Source organism: Mesorhizobium sp. C399B (genome assembly GCF_030323185.1).
In the GTDB taxonomy this organism is placed as follows: Bacteria; Pseudomonadota; Alphaproteobacteria; order Rhizobiales; family Rhizobiaceae; genus Mesorhizobium.
The window spans coordinates 4,010,493-4,028,640 of the sequence record NZ_CP100472.1; the positions used below are offsets into that span (position 1 = coordinate 4,010,493).

Sequence of the window (18,148 nt, forward strand, 5' to 3'; positions counted from 1 at the left end):
TCGATCCGGCGTACGCCGTCACACCCCCACCCCGGTTCGCCATTCGCGCTGCGCACGAAGTGCTCACCGACCCTCCCCACGAGGGGGAGGGTAAAGTGCCGCGCAACAGCCTACCCTTTGCCAATTTTTGCCGCCTTGCCCTTGTCGACCCACCACAGCGCTTCGACCGGGAAGTCGAAATCGGGTTTCCGCTCGGGAAAACCGAACATGTCCCAATAGGCGCTTCGATGATTCGCCAGGAACCAACTTGGAATCCAATCCCTCCGTGCACGCAAGACCCGGTCGAGCGCGCGCATGGCAATTGTCAGGCTTTCGCGACCCTCGGCGGCACCTGCGGCGTCAACCAGGGCGTCGATGGCCGGGCTCGACGTTCCCGGCAGATTGCGAGAGCCCGATACGGTAGCTGCTCGCGAATGGAAAATGGTTTCGAGGTCATCACGGGTTGGCGTCGCCGGAAACGAGGCCGCGACCGAGACGAGGTCGTAGTCGAACGAATTCTGCCGCAGCTGATATTGCGCGGCATCCACCAGCCGGATCGAGGCATCGATGCCGACCGCCTTCATGTTTTCGACCCAGGGCGAGTAGACCTGTTCGAAGACTTCGTCGTCGACAAGAAACTCTGCGGACAACCGACCACCCTTGTCGTTCACGACGAAATTGCCGGACCGTTTCCAGCCGGCCTCGGCCAGAAGCTTGGCCGCCTTGCCAAGCAACTGCCGGTCGCGGCCGGAGCCGTTCGACGCGTCCTGGATCACGGCTTCGCCAAAAGCCTCGGCGGGAATCTGCTCACGCAGCGGCTCAAGAAGAGCCAATTCTTGTGGCGACGGTCTGCCCTCGGCGCGAAATTCGGATTTCTCGAAGCAGGATTGCGAGCGCTCATAGGAACCGTAGAAGAAATTGCGCCGCGTCCATTCGAAGTCGAAGCACAGCCCGATCGCCTGCCGCACGCGCGAGTCGCGAAACTGCTCGCGCCGCTGGTTGACGGCGGTGCCCTGCATCGAAGGCACCGTTTCGGCCGGGAATTCGTGCTTCACCACCTTGCCGGCAGTGAAGGCTGGGAAGTCGTAGCCGGTCGCCCAGACGCGCGAGGTGAATTCCTCCCTGTAGAGGATTTCTCCCTTCTTGAACGCTTCGAAGGCAACGCTACGGTCCTGATAGAACTCAACGCGAATCCGCTGAAAATTGTTCTGGCCGCGATTGACCGGCAGGTCGTTGCCCCAATAATCAGCCACACGCTCATATTCGATCCAGGCCCCTGCCGACCAGCGACCGACCTTGTAGGCGGCTGACCCCAACGGCGGGTTCATCTGCGAGGAATCGAACGGGTTGGTCGTGTAGAACGCCTTCGACAGGACCGGGAACTCGACGACGTTGAGGATGGTGCGGCTTGTCTGCTTGCCGGAAAACCTAAGCTGCAGCGTGTGGGCATCCACGGCAATCCCGTCATCCAGATGCGTTAGCGGCAGGGAATAGTACGGGTGCCCCTTGTCCTTGAGCAGCTTGAAGGTGAAGGCGGCATCCTCTGCGGTCAATGGCGTGCTGTCATGGAAGCGGGCCTGCGGGCGCAGCGAGAAGGTGAAGTCGTTGCGGTCGTCGGAAATCGTCACGCCGTCAGCGATCAGCCCGTAAACGGCGTCAGGTTCGTCGTACGCTCTCACCATCAGTGAATCGAAGCACATCTCCGTGCGCTGGGGCGAATCGCCTTTGGGGACGAACGAATTCAGCGTGTTGAAGGTCAGCGGCGTCTGGTTGGCAAGCCAGTTGCGCGGCAGGAAGTTGAAGACGCCACCTTGCGGCGCATCGACATTGACATAGTCGAAATGAGTGAAGTCCGGCTTGTATTTGAGGTCGCCGAAAGCCGACAGTCCATGCAGTTTCACGCGGGTTGGGCTGGCGGCGAAAGCCTTGCCCGGCAGCAGCGCAGCAACAGCCGCGGCGCCACTGAGGGCCAGGAAATCGCGGCGAGGGAGCCCCGCCATCAATTGCTGCCCTTGTACTTGGCGGCCAGGGCCTTTTCCTTGTCCGCATCGATCCACCAGGAATCGATATCGGCGCCACGGTAGCCGGGCTGCTTTTCCGGAATGCCGAACTTGTTCCAGTAAGCCAGCCACACAACGGCGCGATAGTATTGCGGCACCACATAGTAATTCCACAGCAGCACGCGATCGAGCGCATGGGTGGTGGCGACGAGGTCATCGCGATCCGTGGCAAAAATGATGCGGTCGACAAGGGCGTCAACGACCGGGTTCTTGATGCCGGAATAATTGCGCGATGCCGGTGTGCCGGCGGACTTGGAGCTCCAAAAATCGCGCTGCTCGTTGCCGGGCGATTCCGACTGTTGGAGCTGTCCTGTGATGACGTCGTAATCGAAATTTCTGACGCGGTTGGTGTACTGGCTCGGGTCGACGATGCGCAGTGTCGCATCGACGCCGATCTTGCGCAGATTGGCGATCCAGGGGCTGGAAATGACCTGGTCGGTTTCATTCGAGCCTAGGATTTCAAACTTGAATGGCTCGCCGGTCTTGGCGTTGACCATCTTGCCGCCCTTGATCACCCAGCCGGCCTGGGCGAACAGGTCGACCGCCTGCTTCAGATATTTGCGCTCCGCCTGCGGCGAATCGTAGACCGGCAACTTGAATTCCTGGGTGAATACTTCCGGCGGCAGCTTGTCGCGGTACTTCTCCAGGATCTCCAATTCCTTGCCTTGCGGCAAGCCGCTGGAGGCTAGGTCCGTGCCCTGGAAATAGCTGTGGGTGCGAGTGTTGAAACCGAAGAACAGCGTGCGGTTCATCGATTCGAAATCGAACGGGTAGGTGAGCGCGGCCCTGACCAGACGATCGGCAAACAACCTATGTCTCTGGTTGAGCATGAAAGCCTGCATCGGCTCGGGCGAGGTGGTCTTGAACTCCTGCTTGATCACATCGCCGGCCTTGATCGCCGCGAAATCATAAAATGTCGCCCAGCGCTTCGAGCTGTTTTCCGGCTTGATATCGTCGAGGCCACCTTTCTTGAACGCCTCCCAGGAGGCGTTGTCGTCAAGAATGTAGGTGAAGTGCTGCGTGTCGAAATTCTCCCGGCCGATCTTCACAGCCAGCTTGGCGCCCCAATAGTCGGGGACGCGCTGCCAGACGATTTCCGACCCCGCCTTGAAGCTGGCGATCTTGTATGCAGCCGAGCCCAGCGGCGGCTCCAGCGTCCCCTTGGTGATGTCGCGCTTCTTGCCATTGTCGTCGGTGCCTTCCCACCAATGCTTGGGCAGCACGACAAGGTCGCCGAGGATCTTGGGCAGTTCGCGATTGCCCTTCTGGTCGAAGTGGAACTCGACCTCACGGTCCGAGACAGCGACGGCGTCGGTGACGTTTTCGAAATAGCGGCTGTACATCGGGCTGTTGGCCTTCAGCACCTGGAACGACCAGATCACGTCGTCAGTGGTGATCGGCTGTCCGTCATGCCATTTCGCCCGTGGGTCGAGCCGGTAGGTGGCCGAGGAATAGTCGGTAGGGTACTTGTAGGCATCGGCGATGAGCGGGTGGCTGACGCTGCCTTCGTCAGTCGCTTGATCCATGAGCGTGTCGTAGAGCAGGCCGCCGCCAAATGGCTGCAGGCCGGCCGCCGGCGAGCCCTGCACGACGTAGGGATTGAAGCTGTCGAACGTGCCGGAAACGACCGAATTGTAGGTACCGCCCTTCGGTGCATCCGGATTCACATAATCGTAGCGCTGGAAGTTCTCGCCATATTTGGAGGGGCCGATCAGCGAAGAGGTGGTGTGCCATTCCTGGGGGAAGGATGCCTGCAGGCCGCCTGCGAGGGCGCCCACAACCAGAAAGGACCTCAGAAGCGTTCGGCCAACCGTCATGCGTTCTCCTCGTCGCGATGCCCGGCAATCCTAAATGATTTGACGCCGGTGAAAACCGCCATGCGGCGGCTTTGTCGCCGCATATGCGATTTTCCTAACAAAAAGCCGGGCTGAACCCGGCTTTTTTGAGGTCATGGAGATGACAATTCGGTTATTTGGCGGGCGCCGGTGCCGGCGTCGCAGGGGCTGGAGCTGCACCTTCAGCCGGCTTGGCCGGAGCGGCACCCTCGGCCGGCTTGGCCGGCGCCGTTGCATCGGCGGCGGCACCTGGCGTCGGCAGCGGCTTCGGGCTATCCGACAGCGTGCGCAGATAGGCAATGACGTTGGCGCGGTCCTCGTCCTTCGGCAGGCCGGCAAAGCCCATCGCCGTGCCCTTCACGAATTTCTTCGGCGAGGTGATGAAGTGGTTGAGATTGTCATAGGTCCACTTCTCGGCGCCGCCCTTGGAAAACTCCTTCATGCCGGCCGAATAGGCAAAGCCCTCATGCTCGGCGACGGGGCGGTCGACGATGTCCCAGAGATCCGGGCCGACCTTGTTGGGGCCGCCTTTTTCGCCGGAATGGCAGGCCTGGCATTTCTTAAAGACGGCCGCACCTTGCTCGACATTGGCGGTGGCCAAAAGGTCGGCGATCGGCTTCGCCTCTGCTGCGGGTCCGGCGGCGCCGCCTTCGGCAGGCTCCGTCGCCTCGATGGCAAAGCCGGGTTTTTCCGGCGCCGGCGAGGCAAACAGGGCGTCGGACACCAAACCGACCGAGAAGACGACGAAACAGGTTCCAAGCAACCCGGCGAGCAGTTTGTTGACTTCGTTGGAATCCATACGCCCCAGGGCTCCCTTTTCCGGCGGACCTCTCCGTCCACTCCGTCCGTCGGTATCGTGACCCACCCCGTCGAGCCGGTCAAATCGGGCGGAAACTAGGTCTTTTGCTTGGGCGTTGCAACACCTATAAGGGCGCTTCCAGTGAGACCTTTTGCCACTTTCCCCATCCTCTTTCGAACGCCTTGCAACCTCGATGTCCACGCTCATCCTGATCCCGGCCCGCATGGCCTCGACGCGCCTGCCGGGCAAGCCGCTGGCCGACATAGCCGGCGCGCCGATGATCGTCCATGTCGCCCGCCGCGCCGCTGAGGCTGGGCTTGGCCGGGTAGTGGTGGCAACCGACACGCGCAACGTGGCCGAAGCGGTGCGCGCGCACGGTTTCGAGGCGGTGATGACGCGCACCGACCACGAATCCGGTTCCGACCGTATCTTCGAGGCGCTGACCGCCCTCGACCCCGATCGCAAGGTCGAAACCATCGTCAATGTGCAGGGCGACCTGCCGACCATCGATCCCAAGATCATCGGTGCGGCGCTGAAACCGTTCGAGGACGCTGCGGTCGACATCGCCACGCTCGGCGTCGAGATCGTCCGCGACGAGGAAAAGGCCAACCCCAACGTCGTCAAGATCGTCGGTTCGCCGTTGTCGGCGACGCGGCTGAAGGCGCTCTATTTCACCCGCGCCACCGCGCCCTGGGGCGAGGGGCCGCTCTATCACCATGTCGGCCTCTACGCCTATCGGCGCTCAGCCCTCGAACGCTTCGTCGCGCTAAAACCTTCGCCGCTCGAACGGCGCGAGCGGCTGGAGCAGTTGCGGGCGGTGGAGGCCGGTATGCGCATCGATGCCGAGATCGTGCAATCGCTGCCGCTGGGCGTCGACACGCCGGAAGACCTCGAACGCGCCCGACAAATTCTTTCCTGAGACCTTCAACCTGAGATATCGGCATGCCTGACAAGACCAACAGAATAGCCTTCCAAGGCGAACCGGGCGCCAATTCCGACACCGCCAGCCGCAACATGTTCCCTTCGATGGAGCCGTTGCCGTGCCCCACCTTCGAGGATGCCTTCAACGCGGTCGAGACCAACAAGGCCGACCTCGCCATGATCCCGATCGAAAACACCATCGCCGGCCGCGTCGCCGACATTCATCATCTCTTGCCGGAATCGAAACTCCACATCGTCGGCGAGTATTTTCTGCCGATCCACTTCCAGCTGATGGTGCTGCCAGGCGTCAAACGCGAAGAGATCAAGACCGTGCACAGCCATATCCATGCGCTGGGACAGTGCCGCAAATACATCCGCAAGAACGGTTGGAAGCCGGTGATCGCCGGCGACACGGCGGGCTCTGCGAAGCTGGTCTCGGAGCTCAAGGACCGCACCATGGCCTCGCTCGCCCCGGCGCTAGCCGCAGAACTCTACGGCCTCGACATCATCGAGAAGAACGTCGAGGACACGGATTCGAATGTCACCCGCTTTGTCGTGCTGACCAAGGACAAGCGATTGGCCGAACGGCCCTCGGCCGACACCAAGATGATGACGACCTTCATGTTCCGTGTCCGCAACGTGCCGGCTGCGCTCTACAAGGCAATGGGCGGTTTCGCCACCAACGGCGTCAACATGACGAAGCTGGAGAGCTATCAGTTGGGCGCCTTCACCGCGACGCTGTTCTACGCCGATATCGAGGGCCATCCCGACGATCCACTGGTCAAGCTGGCGCTGGACGAACTGCGCTTCTTCTCGCGCGAAGTGCGCATCCTGGGTGTCTATCCCGCCAGCGAGTCGCGCGAGCAGTGGAAGGTCGCGGACTAAGGTTCCCCTAAACCAGCAGGGTCAGCGGCACATAGTCGATTTCCATGAAGGTTTCGACTTCCGGGATCCAGCGGTCGCGCACGAAGGCAACGTGGTCGGGATGCTCGTTATATCTGGTGTAGGCGGCCTGATCGACGAACTCCATCGAGAAGCCGAAGTGATAGTCGTTCTTCGGGCTGACTTGCCGCAGCGGCTCGAAATGGGTGACGCCCTTGATTGCGCTGAGAATGCGCTTGGCATCGGAGAGGAACCGCTTTTCCTCCAGCGAGTACTGCGGGTGCTTCAGGGTGAAAACCACGGTGTGACGGATCATTTTTTGCTCCCGTTAAGCAATTCCAGGAAAAGTGTGAAGCGGTTTTCCGTCCGGAATTGCGTAAAATAACAAGTCTTATTCGCTGTCGACCCAGGCGCGGATCAGATGATGCGCGATCGCGCCTTTCGGCGGCGTGACCAGATTGTCCTTGTGCGTCCTCTCCAGCATGGAACGCACCTCGTCGCGAAAAAACCAGCGGCAATCTTCCAACTCGTTGAGATCGGCCTGGATGTCGTCATTGAGCGGTTCGCCGAAACAGCCGATCATCAGCGAATAGGGGAACGGCCAGGGTTGGCTGGCATGGTAGACGACGCGGCCGAGCCGGATGCCGGCTTCCTCCAGCGTTTCGCGGCGCACCGCCGCCTCGATCGTCTCGCCCGGCTCGATGAAGCCGGCAAGCGCCGAGTACATGCCGGGCCCGAAATGCCGGCCGCGGCCGAGCAGGCATTTTTCCCTCGTCGCCGTCAGCATAATCGCCACCGGATCGGTGCGTGGAAAGTGCTCGGTGCCGCAATTTGGGCAATGGCGCTTGTAGCCGCCGGCCCGCATTTGCGATTCATGGCCGCATTTGCTGCAGAAGCGATGGGTGGCATGCCAGGCAAGCAGGGCGGCGCCTTGCGCCAGCGCGCCCGCTGCCGCCTCGTCGATCAGCCCCTGAATATAGACCGAGCGATAATCGATCGCCTTCATGGTCTCCGGTAGCTGTTCGGGATCGAGGCCGACCGGCACGGCAAGTACCGGGCCGCTCTCGGCAAAGCCAAGCAGCACGCCTTGTGCGAGTGATGGCTGCAGCTTCTGGCTCTCAGCCAGATCGAACCAAGGGTCGAAGCTGCCATCGTGCAATTTCAGATACAGCCGTCCGCCATGCATCGGCAAAAGACGTGCCGAGGGATCGGCCAACGCCTTTTCGACGGAATCGTCGGCGCGGTTCTCGGATTGCCGATCAATCGTGTTTCCGGCGAAGCCGACGAACTGGCTCGGTTCGCGCAAGGGCGCGTCAAAAAGGCGAAAGGTCATGGAAGCTCGAACGTCTAGGAATGGACACAGGCGGCGCTTATAGCGCCGCCTTGATCTGTTGCGCAAACTGGCGGATGCCTGAACGCTCATAGGGCTCGCGCATGCCGTGCCCCCACACCGGCCCCGGCCAGCCCGGATCGCCTTCCGAGCGGGCGATGACATGGACATGCAATTGCCGAACGATGTTGCCGAGCGCGCCGGTGTTGATCTTGGTGCAGCCCGTGGTTCTTTTCAGCGCCTGCGCCACCATGTTGGTTTCGAAGGTCAACATCGCCTGGTCGAGCGGCGTCATGTCGTGGATTTCTTCGGCCCCCGGCCGCTGCGGCACCAGGACCAGCCATGGCCAGCGGCTATCGTTCATCACCCTGAGCTCGCACAGGCCGAGCCACATCAGCTGCTCGCTATCCGCCTCCAGCCTGGAGTCGAGCGTGAATCCGGCCTTGAGGCCCGGTAGCATTGGCGTTTCCCTTGCGCTTCTCGCATTATTCCCAAACTCATGACGCTAGAGCGGCTGCACGGGGGCTGCAAGCGATTCATTGAGCGGCGGAGTTCAAGGGCATCCGATTCTCAATGCACCCTTGCATTTGATCGCTGAATTGCCGATATGGAACGCGGGAGGTTGGTGGTGGACGATCCACTCGCCAACCGGGTCAGGTCCGGAAGGAAGCAGCCCTAACGAGCCCGGAACGGGTCATTGTTCCAGCCTCCCACCTCATCGGCCCCTCTCGCGACATTGACGACGCATTGCAGCGCGGGCGAGACTATTGGAGCAATTCCAGGGAAAGTGTGAGCGGTTTCCCGTCCGGAATTGCGTTAAAGCAAAGGGTAGAGCGGTTTGCCGTTTCAGAAAACGGTGAAACGATCTAGCAGGAATCGGCTACGCTGAGACGCGGCCTTTTGGAGCTTTACGGGCGAATGAGCGAAGCCGGAAATTCGGACCCCCAAAACCTGGAGAAGCAAAAGGCCGTCGCCTATCGCGTGCTGGCGCGCAAATATCGTCCGTCGAATTTCTCGGAACTGATCGGCCAGGAGCCGATGGTCCGCACTTTGACCAACGCTTTCTCCACAGGCCGCATCGCCCAGGCCTGGATGCTGACCGGCGTGCGCGGCGTCGGTAAGACCACGACGGCGCGCATCCTGGCGCGGGCGCTCAACTACAAGACGCCGACGGTCGACCATCCCTCGGTCGACCTCGCCTTCCTGGGCGAGCACTGCCAGGCGATCATGGAAGGCCGCCATGTCGACGTCATCGAGATGGACGCCGCGTCGCATACCGGCATCGACGACATCAGGGACATTATCGAGCGCGTGCGCTATGCCCCGGTGTCGGCGCGCTACAAAGTCTACATCATCGACGAAGTGCACATGCTCTCCACCCAGGCCTTCAACGGCCTGTTGAAGACGCTGGAAGAGCCGCCGCCGCACGTCAAATTCATCTTTGCCACCACCGAAATCCGCAAAGTGCCGATCACCGTGCTGTCGCGCTGCCAGCGTTTCGACCTGAGACGCATCGATGCTGGCGCACTGGTCGCGCACCTCTCCTCGATTGCCGGCAAGGAAGGCATATCGGTCGACGACGACGCGCTGGCGATGATCGCGCGCGCCGCCGAAGGCTCGGCCCGCGATTCGCTCTCCATCCTCGACCAGGCGATCGCCCATGGCGGCGGCGCCGTCAGCGCCGAAGCGGTGCGCGCCATGCTGTGTCTCGCCGACCGCGCCCGCATCGTCGACCTGTTCGAACATGTCATGAAGGGCGATGTGGCGGCCGCCCTTGCCGAATTCCGCAACCAGTACGACACCGGCGCCGATCCGGCTGCCGTGCTGACCGATCTGGCCGAATTCAACCACCTCGTCACCCGGCTGCGCTTCGTGCCGACGGCTGCCGACGACGCTTCCCTGTCCGAGGATGAGCGCCGCCGCGGCGCCGACTTCGCCAGCACGCTGTCGGTCAAGGTTCTGTCGCGAACCTGGCAGATGCTCTTGAAAGGCATTCCCGAGGTGCAGTCGTCCAACCGACCGGTCAGCGCCGGCGAGATGGTGCTGATCCGGCTGGCGCATGCCGCCGACCTGCCGACGCTGGACGAGGCGCTGAAATCTCTAGAGAGCGGCGCTCCGGCGTCCGGTGGTGTTTCACGCCCGAATGGTGCGCCGGTAAATGCCGGCAATGGCGGCGGCGCCAGCGCGGTAGCGCAGACCCGGATGCCGTCCGGGCCAGCCGGTGCGCAAACCATGCGATTGGTCGACGCGCCCCCGGTCGCCTTTGTCGCGCCTCCGCAGCCGGTCGTCGAGCCGCAATCGCCGCCGCTGAAATCGCTGGCCGATATTGTCGCTCTTGCCGACGCGCAGCGTGACATCGCCTTCAAGGTGCTGGTCAAGAGCTGTATTCGCCTGGTGCGCATCGAGCCCGGCCGTATCGACGTCGGCCTGACCGCCGATGCGCCCAAGATGCTGCTCAACGACTTGACGACGAAGCTGCGGGCCTGGACCGGCCGCAACTGGCTGGTGTCATTGTCGAAGGAAGAGGGCGGCCAAACGCTGGCCGAGATGGAATCGACCAGGCGCGAGACCGCTTTCTCCGACGCGAAAAGCGATCCGGCGGTGGCCGCCATCCTGGCGCGCTTTCCCGGCGCCAAGATCATCGACGTGCGCATTCCCGACGCGCCGGAAGTCGACACCGACAAGGCCGAAGCGCCGGTCGAGCCGCCGTCCGACGACGACGAAACCTGACCATAGCCACGAATCCGCAAAGGACCCGACCATGAAAGATCTTCTCGGCCTGATGGGCAAGGCGAAGGAAATGCAGGCAAAGTTCCAGGCCATGCAGGACGAGATCGCGACGATTGAAGCAAGCGGGCAGGCGGGCGGCGGGCTGGTCAATGTCACGCTGACCGGCAAGTTCGAAATGAAGTCGCTGAAGATCGATCCGTCGCTGTTCAAGGAGGACGAGGTCGAGATTCTCGAAGACCTGCTGCTGGCCGCTCACAATGACGCCAAAAATAAGGTCGAGCAGATTATGCAGGAGAAGACCAAGGCGCTGACGGCAGGCTTGCCGATCCCGCCCGGAATGAAATTGCCGTTCTGAGCCGGCTCCAACCAGTTAATTGATTATGAAGGGAAATCGGCTGCGGGGGCTGTTGTTAAGACTTTCTCCGGCTTTGCTCACGCGGACATATCCGGGCATTTATAAAGTTTTACCTATGCTGCACGAAAGCTAATCCTTTAGCCATCTTTTTGCCTTTAAGAGTCTCATTCTTGCCACATCTCGGGGCGGGCTGGCATCTGGACAATGAGGCATTTTTGTTGATCGCGACGCGATGGAAGACGCCGCTTCTGCTCGGCATCATCTTCTCCCCTATGTTCCTGGCCGGTTGCAGCCAGACCACGTCTTCGCACGGCCTGTCGGTCGCCAGCCTGACCGACGCCATCACGCCCAGTTTCCTTTCGACGCGCGCCTACCGCAACACGCCGAAGGAGAAGGAATGCCTGGAGCGGGCGATGTTCTTCGAGTCCAACCGCTCGAGCCGTGACGGCATGATCGCCGTCGGCACGGTGGTGATGAACCGGCTGCGCTCCGGCAATCATGGCAGCACCATTTGCCAAGTGGTTGGCGAACCGGGCCAGTTCGCGCCCGGCGTGATGACGCGGGCGATGAATTCGAAAGCGATGCCCGATGTCGAGGAGGCCGCCGATGCGGTGCTCAAGGGCGAGCGCAAGGCCAAGCTGAAGAACACGATGTACTTCCACACCGCCGGCCTGAGGTTCCCCTACAAGAACATGCATTACACCATGGTTGCCGGCGGCAACGCCTTCTACGAGAAGCGCGGCCGCAACTGGCAGCCGCTGCCGGATGAATCCACGACCATGGTTGCCTCGGGGACGCCGCGCGCGCCTGTGCCTGAAGCGCCGGTGCAGGTTGCCTACGCCGAGCCGGTGGTGAAGACCATTGTCCGTCCAGATCCTGCCAAGCAGGCCGCGGCGGTTCGCGCAGCCAAGGCGACACGTGCCCCGGCCGAGCAGACCTATGTGACGGCTTCCGCGGCGCCCGCCAAGAGCGCCCGCGTCGCCGCCAAGCAGACGGAGGTGGCGATGCAGGAGCCGATGGCCGAGCCGGATGCCTCGCGTTTCGGCGGCACGCTGAACGCCCGCTACATCACCTCGGTTCCATCGGCGACGCAGGAAGCGTCGATGGGCTTCCAGTCGACGCCTGAGAACACCGACGCTATCGGCGCAATGATCGTCGATCAAACCCGGCCGCTCTCAGCCTACTGACGCCTAAAACAGTTTCCGAGCCCGCCATGGTAGCATGGCGGGCTCGGTGCGTATGCGGCATGTTTCAAAGCGCGCGGAAAAATCCTAGATCAGTGCGATGTCGAAGCGAATCGCCGGTCCCGAGATCGAACGCCTGATCCAGCTCCTGGCCAAGGTCCCGGGACTAGGGCCGCGTTCGGCCAGGCGTGCGGCACTGCACCTCATCAAGAAGAAGGAGCAGCTTTTGTCGCCGCTCGCCGCCGCCATGGCTGAAGCCGCCGACAAGGTGCGCATCTGCACGACCTGCGGCAATGTCGATACCTCCGACCCTTGCATGATCTGCACCGATCCGCGCCGCGATGCCTCGACGCTGATCGTCGTCGAGGATGTCTCCGACCTCTGGGCGCTGGAGCGGGCGGCGGCCATGAATGTGCGCTACCACGTGCTCGGCGGCACGCTGTCGCCGCTCGACGGCATCGGCCCCGACCAGCTCAATGTCCGCTCGCTGGTCGACCGCGTCGCCGGCGGCGAGGTGAAGGAGGTGATCCTCGCCGTCAACGCCACCGTCGAGGGCCAGACGACGGCGCATTATCTCACCGACCAGTTGTCGGGCTTCGAGGTCAAGGTGACACGACTTGCCCATGGCGTGCCGGTTGGCGGCGAGCTTGATTATCTGGATGAGGGTACGCTGGCAGCCGCGTTGCGATCGCGGACGGCGTTTTGACGCAATTGGCGGGGATGCTCCGGAGATGACAGCATTCCTTCGGGCCCCCCTCTGTCCTGCCGGACATCTCCCCCTCAAGGGGGGAGATCAGCAGCTTCTCGGGCGGCATTCTTCTTTCAACGCTGGTGGTTGGCGAAAACCGAAGCGACAGCCAATCTCCCCCCTTGAGGGGGAGATGTCCGGCAGGACAGAGGGGGGCGCGACAGAACGCGGATCTTTCGGATTGGCGCTCGTTGCGCTCCTCGCATCCCTTGTTGCCCTGCTTTTTGTAGCCCCCGCCTCCGCGGCCAAAATCGACGACCAGTTCCGCGCCTGGCTGCAAACCGATCTCTGGCCGGAAGCCCAGACCAAAGGCATCTCCAAATCCACCTTCGACGCCGCTTTCGATGGCGTGAAGCCGAACCTCAAATTGCCCGACCTCGTCCTGCCCGGCGAGAAACCCAAAACCCCGCAAAAACAGCATCAGGCCGAGTTCGGTTCGCCCGGCGCCTATTTCGCCGAAAAGACGGTGCGCGCCGTCACGTCAGGTGGGCGCACGCGCGAGGCGGCCAACGCCAAGACGCTGGCTGCGATCGAAAAGCGCTACGGTGTCCCGGGCGAGATACTGTTGGCGATCTGGGGCCGCGAGACCGGCTTCGGCGCGGCGAAAATGCCCTACGACGCCTTCGATGTTCTCGGCACCAAGGCGTTCATGTCGACCAAGAAGGACTTCTTCCGCACCGAGGTACTGGCGGCGCTCGAGATCGTCGAGCATGGGTTGGCGCCGGTCGGCGCCATGAAATCGTCCTGGGCCGGCGCGCTCGGCCAGCCGCAATTCATGCCGACCTCGTTCCTGAAGCACGCCGTCGACTACGACGGTGATGGGCACCCGGACATCTGGAATTCGACGCCGGACGTGCTGGCCTCGATCGCCAACTATCTCGTCCACTATGGCTGGGTGAAGGGGCGTGGCTGGGGTTTCGAGGTGACGGTTCCGGAAAGCGTTTCCTGCTCGCTCGAAGGTCCCGACCAGGGCAAGAAGATCTCAGCCTGGGCGGCGATGGGAATCAGCCGCGTCGGCGGCAAAGCCTTTCCGGCCAACGAACTGAAGGCGGAAGGGTTCCTTTTGATGCCGGCCGGACGCAGCGGTCCGGCCTTCATCGCCACGACAAATTTCTACGTGCTGAAGCAATACAACACCAGCGACCTCTACGCCCTGTTCATCGGCCATGGCGCTGACCGCATCGCCCATGGCGATGCTGATTTCGTCGGCAGCTGGGGTGCGGTCGGCGGCCTGCATCGTTCCGACATCGCCGCGCTGCAACGGGCGCTGGAGGCCAAGGGCTACGATGTCGGCAGCGCCGACGGCCTGCCCGGCTTCAAGACCCGCCGCTCGATCGGCAGCTGGCAGGAAAAGAACGGCCGCCCCGCCACCTGCTTCCCCGACGCCGATCTGGTTGCTGCCATCAAGTAACACGGAAAAGAGCAGATTTTTCCCCATCGGCGGCTGCAATTGGCTCGCCCATGCTTCGACGCGCACAGTATATTCCGGTCCAGTATGCCGGCTCGCAAAAATGCCCGTTGCCGGTTGGAGGGCTGCCGGATAGGGTGTTGACCAACTGGAAAAAAATCAACACGGTATGGGGTCTAACGGTCGTCCTCCGGCCGCGAAAAAGATTACTGCAGCCCTGAGCCGGGAACTCGGGGTCAACAATCAACAAAACAGGGAACAATCATCATGATGATGGAAAAGTTTGCTCTACGTTCGCGCGTCTGGCTCGCAGGTGCTGCCATGTCCGCTCTGCTCATTGGCGTCGCGCCGGCCTTTGCCGTGACCCCCGCCGACACGCTGGTCGAAGGTTTTGCCATCGACGACATCATCTCCATGGATCCGGGCGAGGCGTTCGAACTGTCGACCGCCGAAGTCACCGGCAACACCTATGATCTGCTGGTCCGCCTCGACCTCAGCGACACCTCCAAGGTCAAGGGCGACCTTGCCGAGAGCTGGACCGTCTCCGACGACGGCCTGGTCTATACGTTCAAGCTCAAGCCCGGCCTAAAGTTCGCTTCGGGCAATCCACTGACGGCCGCCGATGTCGCCTATTCCTTCGAGCGCGCCATCAAGCTGGATAAGCCGCCGGCATTCATCATCAACCAGTTCGGCATCAGCGGCGACAATGTTGCCGACAAGGCCAAGGCCGTCGACGATACCACCTTCCAGTTCACCGTCGACAAGGCCTATGCGCCGAGCTTCGTGTTAAACTGCCTGTCGGCAACGGTCGCTTCGGTCGTCGACGCAAAGCTGGTCAAGGAACATGTCGCCGCGGTGACGCCGAGTGCCGACTACAAATGGGACAACGATTTCGGCAACGCCTTCCTGAAGACCGGTTATGCCGGCTCCGGCGCCTACAAGCTGCGCGAATGGCGGGCCAATGAGGTCGTCGTGCTGGAGCGCAACGACAATTACAATGGCGAGAAGGCCAAGCTCGCCCGCGTCATCTACCGCAACATGAAGGAAAGCTCGGCACAGCGCCTGGCGCTCGAAGCAGGCGACATCGACGTTGCCCGCAACCTCGAGCCGAACGATCTCGACGCCATCGCCAAGAATGCCGATCTCACCACGACCAGCGCGCCGAAGGGCACGGTCTTTTACATCAGTCTCAACCAGAAGAATCCGAACCTCGCCAAGCCCGAGGTTCGCCAGGCGTTCAAATATCTGGTCGACTACGATGCGCTGAGCACGACCATCCTCAAGGGCATTGGCGAGATTCACCAGACCTTCCTGCCCAAGGGCGTGCTGGGCGAACTGGACGAAAATCCGTTCAAGTTCGACGTCGCCAAAGCCAAGGAACTGCTGACCAAGGCCGGCCTGGCCGACGGCTTCAGCGTAACCATGGACGTACGCACGGGACAGCCGACAACGGGCATGGCGGAATCGATCCAGCAGACGCTTGGCCAAGCCGGCATCAAGCTGGAAATTATCCCGGGCGACGGCAAGCAGACGCTGACCAAATACCGCGCCCGCAATCATGACATCTATATCGGCCAGTGGGGCCAGGACTATTTCGATCCGAACTCCAACGCCCAGACCTTTGCCTCAAACCCGGACAATTCTGATGAAGGCAAGACCAAGACGCTGGCCTGGCGCAATGCCTGGGACATCCCGGACCTGACAAAGCAGACCGAAGCAGCCTTGCTGGAGAAGGATGCCGGCAAGCGCGCCGATATGTACAAGAGCCTTGAAAAGACGATCCTCGACACCAGCCCCTTCGTAATCATCCACCAGCAATTGGAAGTGGCAGGCCTGCGCAAAAACCTGAAAGGCTTTGCGCTCGGTCCGAGCTTCGACACCAACTTCGTCGGCCCGGTCTCCAAGGAATAGCGCCGGCGGACGCGCCCTGATGAGCGCGATTGAAAACCAGGCGACGGCGGGGCAGGGAAGCGCCCGCGCCGTCGCTATCTTGTTGGCGATCGGCCGCTTCCTGGTCATCGCCGTCACCACCTATCTCGGCCTGCTCGCGGTGACCTTTTTCATCGGCCGCATCATTCCGATCGATCCGGTGCTGGCGGTGCTCGGCGACCGCGCACCGGCCAATGTCGTCGAGCGCACCCGCCGCGAGATGGGGCTCGACCTGCCGTTGATCGAGCAATTCTATATCTATCTCAAGCATGCGCTGAACGGTGATTTCGGCACCTCTGTGCTGACCACCAATCCTGTGATGACCGACATCCGCCGTGCCTTTCCGGCAACGATCGAACTGGCGACTTTGGGCACTCTGATAGGGTCGTTGATCGGCGTGCCGCTCGGCGTTCTGGCAGCGGTAAAACGCGGCAGTCTCATCGACCAGATCGTTCGCATTGTCGGCCTGATCGGCTATTCCGTGCCTATCTTCTGGATCGGGCTTTTGGGGCTTGTCCTGTTCTACGCCAAGCTCCAATGGGTGGCTTTTCCCGGCCGCCTCGACATCGTCTACGAGTACACATTCACACCGATCACCGGCTTCTACCTGCTCGACGCCGCGCTGCAGGGCCAGTGGGATGTCTTCTACGACGCTTACCGCCACATCATCCTGCCGGCAGGGCTGCTGGGCTATTTCTCGCTCGCCTATATCAGCCGGATGACGCGCTCCTTCATGCTGAACGAGCTGTCGCAGGAATACATCGTCGCCGCGCGCGCCAAGGGCCTGTCTGAAACGCGAATCATCTGGGGCCATGCGCTGCGCAACGCCGCGGTGCCGATGGTCACGGTGATCGCGCTGTCCTATGCCGGGCTGCTCGAAGGTTCGGTGCTGACCGAGACGGTGTTCTCCTGGCCCGGCATCGGCCTCTACATCACCAATTCGCTGCAGAACGCCGACATGAACGCCGTGCTCGGCGGCACCATCGTCATCGGTTCGGTGTTCATCGGCATCAATCTCCTGTCCGATGTTCTCTACAAGGTGCTCGATCCGAGGACGAAGACAGGATGAGCGCCGAAGCAATCCAAACGCGCCGCGATTGGCTGCTCAGCGATCGGCCGGCCTCGCGCATGCAGGCACGGCTCGGCCGCGCCTACGTCGCTTGGCGGCGCTTTTCCGCCAACCGGCTGGCGTTTCTCGGCCTGCTCATCATCATCGCGCTGCTGCTGGTCGCAGCCTTTGCCGATGTGCTGGCGCCCTATTCGCCGACCATCGGCGATCTCAAGAATGCCCGGCTTTTGGCGCCGAGTGCGGCGCATTGGTTCGGCACCGACGATCTCGGCCGCGATATCTATTCGCGCATTCTTTTTGGCTCGCGCTGGACCCTCTATGTCGTCATTCTTGTCGCTGTCATCGCAGCCCCCATCGGCCTTTTGGTCGGCACCGTCGCCGGCTATGCCGGCGGCTGGACCGATGCCATTCTGATGCGCATTACCGACATCTTCCTCGCCTTCCCCAAGCTGATCCTGGCACTGGCCTTTGTCGCCGCCCTTGGCCCCGGGATCGAAAACGCGGTGTTGGCCATCGCCATCACCTCGTGGCCGCCTTACGCGCGAATTGCGCGGGCCGAGACGATGACCGTGCGCAATTCCGATTACATCAAGGCGGTGCAATTGATGGGCGCCTCGCCGTTCCGCATCGTGCTGCGCCACATCATGCCGCTCTGCATCTCTTCGCTCATCATCCGGGTGACGCTCGATATGGCCGGCATCATCCTCACCGCCGCCGGCCTCGGTTTCCTCGGCCTCGGCGCGCAGCCGCCGCTGCCGGAATGGGGCACCATGATCGCGTCCGGCCGTCGCTTCGTGCTCGACCAATGGTGGGTGGCCGGCGCGCCCGGCTTCGCCATCCTGATCGTCAGTCTCGGCTTCAACCTGCTGGGCGACGGCCTGCGCGATGCGCTCGATCCCCGGAGTGGCGACCAATGAGT

General features: G+C 62.0%; 16 protein-coding genes and 1 other RNA gene. 11 read left to right on the forward strand and 6 right to left on the reverse strand.

What is annotated here, in order from left to right; translation table 11 throughout:
• Nucleotides 1–110: 110 nt before the first annotated feature.
• The 3 genes from NLY36_RS19230 to NLY36_RS19240 form a co-directional block, all read right to left on the reverse strand.
• Nucleotides 111–1,979 (reverse strand): extracellular solute-binding protein, encoded by a 1,869-nt coding sequence (locus NLY36_RS19230; RefSeq protein WP_023712586.1) that lies wholly within the window; start codon nt 1,977–1,979, stop codon nt 111–113.
• Nucleotides 1,979–3,856 (reverse strand): extracellular solute-binding protein, encoded by a 1,878-nt coding sequence (locus tag NLY36_RS19235; protein WP_023725788.1) that lies wholly within the window; start codon nt 3,854–3,856, stop codon nt 1,979–1,981. Before NLY36_RS19235 ends, NLY36_RS19230 begins: the two co-directional genes overlap by 1 nt.
• Nucleotides 3,857–4,007: 151 nt before the next feature.
• Nucleotides 4,008–4,673, reverse strand: a complete 666-nt coding sequence (locus NLY36_RS19240) for a c-type cytochrome (protein ID WP_023669512.1) — start codon at nt 4,671–4,673, stop codon at nt 4,008–4,010.
• Between the two features lie 193 nt (nt 4,674–4,866).
• Between NLY36_RS19240 and NLY36_RS19245 the strand changes: the two genes are divergently transcribed.
• Both NLY36_RS19245 and NLY36_RS19250 read left to right on the forward strand, forming a co-directional pair.
• Complete coding sequence (locus NLY36_RS19245; RefSeq protein WP_023669513.1) at nt 4,867–5,592, forward strand: 3-deoxy-manno-octulosonate cytidylyltransferase; 726 nt, start codon at nt 4,867–4,869, stop codon at nt 5,590–5,592.
• A 23-nt stretch (nt 5,593–5,615) separates the two neighbouring features.
• Nucleotides 5,616–6,479 (forward strand): prephenate dehydratase, encoded by an 864-nt coding sequence (locus tag NLY36_RS19250; RefSeq protein WP_023682034.1) that lies wholly within the window; start codon nt 5,616–5,618, stop codon nt 6,477–6,479.
• Nucleotides 6,480–6,486: 7 nt separating this feature from the next.
• Here NLY36_RS19250 and NLY36_RS19255 read toward each other — a convergent pair whose 3' ends face one another.
• The 3 genes from NLY36_RS19255 to NLY36_RS19265 form a co-directional block, all read right to left on the reverse strand.
• Complete coding sequence (locus NLY36_RS19255; protein ID WP_023669515.1) at nt 6,487–6,792, reverse strand: Dabb family protein; 306 nt, start codon at nt 6,790–6,792, stop codon at nt 6,487–6,489.
• Nucleotides 6,793–6,867: 75 nt separating this feature from the next.
• Entirely contained in the window at nt 6,868–7,809 is a 942-nt protein-coding gene (gene nudC / locus NLY36_RS19260; protein ID WP_023732459.1) for an NAD(+) diphosphatase, read from the reverse strand.
• Between the two features lie 37 nt (nt 7,810–7,846).
• Nucleotides 7,847–8,266, reverse strand: coding sequence for an HIT domain-containing protein (locus NLY36_RS19265; protein WP_023682032.1), 420 nt, complete (start codon nt 8,264–8,266; stop codon nt 7,847–7,849).
• Between the two features lie 157 nt (nt 8,267–8,423).
• Here NLY36_RS19265 and ffs point away from each other — a divergent pair.
• The 9 genes from ffs to nikC all read left to right on the forward strand — a co-directional run bounded on the left by ffs (nt 8,424) and on the right by nikC (nt 18,146).
• Nucleotides 8,424–8,520: signal recognition particle sRNA small type (gene ffs / locus NLY36_RS19270), an RNA gene on the forward strand.
• Between the two features lie 204 nt (nt 8,521–8,724).
• Complete coding sequence (locus NLY36_RS19275) at nt 8,725–10,536, forward strand: DNA polymerase III subunit gamma/tau (RefSeq protein WP_023736156.1); 1,812 nt, start codon at nt 8,725–8,727, stop codon at nt 10,534–10,536.
• Between the two features lie 31 nt (nt 10,537–10,567).
• On the forward strand, nt 10,568–10,891 hold the full coding sequence (locus NLY36_RS19280) for a YbaB/EbfC family nucleoid-associated protein (RefSeq protein ID WP_023669519.1): 324 nt from the start codon (nt 10,568–10,570) through the stop codon (nt 10,889–10,891).
• A 218-nt stretch (nt 10,892–11,109) separates the two neighbouring features.
• Complete coding sequence (locus NLY36_RS19285; RefSeq protein ID WP_023736155.1) at nt 11,110–12,078, forward strand: cell wall hydrolase; 969 nt, start codon at nt 11,110–11,112, stop codon at nt 12,076–12,078.
• A gap of 97 nt (nt 12,079–12,175) precedes the next feature.
• On the forward strand, nt 12,176–12,781 hold the full coding sequence (gene recR, locus NLY36_RS19290; RefSeq protein ID WP_023669521.1) for a recombination mediator RecR: 606 nt from the start codon (nt 12,176–12,178) through the stop codon (nt 12,779–12,781).
• A gap of 175 nt (nt 12,782–12,956) precedes the next feature.
• Nucleotides 12,957–14,234 carry a lytic murein transglycosylase gene (locus NLY36_RS19295; RefSeq protein WP_023736154.1) on the forward strand — a complete coding sequence of 426 codons (1,278 nt, stop codon included), beginning with the start codon at nt 12,957–12,959 and terminating at the stop codon, nt 14,232–14,234.
• Nucleotides 14,235–14,498: 264 nt separating this feature from the next.
• Entirely contained in the window at nt 14,499–16,142 is a 1,644-nt protein-coding gene (locus tag NLY36_RS19300; protein ID WP_023682026.1) for an ABC transporter substrate-binding protein, read from the forward strand.
• A 19-nt stretch (nt 16,143–16,161) separates the two neighbouring features.
• Nucleotides 16,162–17,229, forward strand: coding sequence for an ABC transporter permease (locus NLY36_RS19305; protein WP_023682025.1), 1,068 nt, complete (start codon nt 16,162–16,164; stop codon nt 17,227–17,229).
• Complete coding sequence (gene nikC, locus NLY36_RS19310) at nt 17,226–18,146, forward strand: nickel transporter permease (RefSeq protein ID WP_023682024.1); 921 nt, start codon at nt 17,226–17,228, stop codon at nt 18,144–18,146. The genes NLY36_RS19305 and nikC overlap by 4 nt, the downstream gene beginning before the upstream one ends.
• The last annotated feature ends 2 nt before the right edge of the window (nt 18,147–18,148 follow it).

Bases quoted from the DNA above. Each gene is read 5' to 3' on its own strand.
- NLY36_RS19230 (WP_023712586.1), bottom strand. From the start codon at position 1,979: ATGGCGGGGCTCCCTCGCCGCGATTTCCTGGCCCTCAGTGGCGCCGCG.
- NLY36_RS19235 (WP_023725788.1), bottom strand. From the start codon at position 3,856: ATGACGGTTGGCCGAACGCTTCTGAGGTCCTTTCTGGTTGTGGGCGCC.
- NLY36_RS19240 (WP_023669512.1), bottom strand. From the start codon at position 4,673: ATGGATTCCAACGAAGTCAACAAACTGCTCGCCGGGTTGCTTGGAACC.
- NLY36_RS19245 (WP_023669513.1), top strand. From the start codon at position 4,867: ATGTCCACGCTCATCCTGATCCCGGCCCGCATGGCCTCGACGCGCCTG.
- NLY36_RS19250 (WP_023682034.1), top strand. From the start codon at position 5,616: ATGCCTGACAAGACCAACAGAATAGCCTTCCAAGGCGAACCGGGCGCC.
- NLY36_RS19255 (WP_023669515.1), bottom strand. From the start codon at position 6,792: ATGATCCGTCACACCGTGGTTTTCACCCTGAAGCACCCGCAGTACTCG.
- nudC (WP_023732459.1), bottom strand. From the start codon at position 7,809: ATGACCTTTCGCCTTTTTGACGCGCCCTTGCGCGAACCGAGCCAGTTC.
- NLY36_RS19265 (WP_023682032.1), bottom strand. From the start codon at position 8,266: ATGCTACCGGGCCTCAAGGCCGGATTCACGCTCGACTCCAGGCTGGAG.
- NLY36_RS19275 (WP_023736156.1), top strand. From the start codon at position 8,725: ATGAGCGAAGCCGGAAATTCGGACCCCCAAAACCTGGAGAAGCAAAAG.
- NLY36_RS19280 (WP_023669519.1), top strand. From the start codon at position 10,568: ATGAAAGATCTTCTCGGCCTGATGGGCAAGGCGAAGGAAATGCAGGCA.
- recR (WP_023669521.1), top strand. From the start codon at position 12,176: ATGTCGAAGCGAATCGCCGGTCCCGAGATCGAACGCCTGATCCAGCTC.
- NLY36_RS19295 (WP_023736154.1), top strand. From the start codon at position 12,957: ATGTCCGGCAGGACAGAGGGGGGCGCGACAGAACGCGGATCTTTCGGA.
- NLY36_RS19300 (WP_023682026.1), top strand. From the start codon at position 14,499: ATGATGATGGAAAAGTTTGCTCTACGTTCGCGCGTCTGGCTCGCAGGT.
- NLY36_RS19305 (WP_023682025.1), top strand. From the start codon at position 16,162: ATGAGCGCGATTGAAAACCAGGCGACGGCGGGGCAGGGAAGCGCCCGC.
- nikC (WP_023682024.1), top strand. From the start codon at position 17,226: ATGAGCGCCGAAGCAATCCAAACGCGCCGCGATTGGCTGCTCAGCGAT.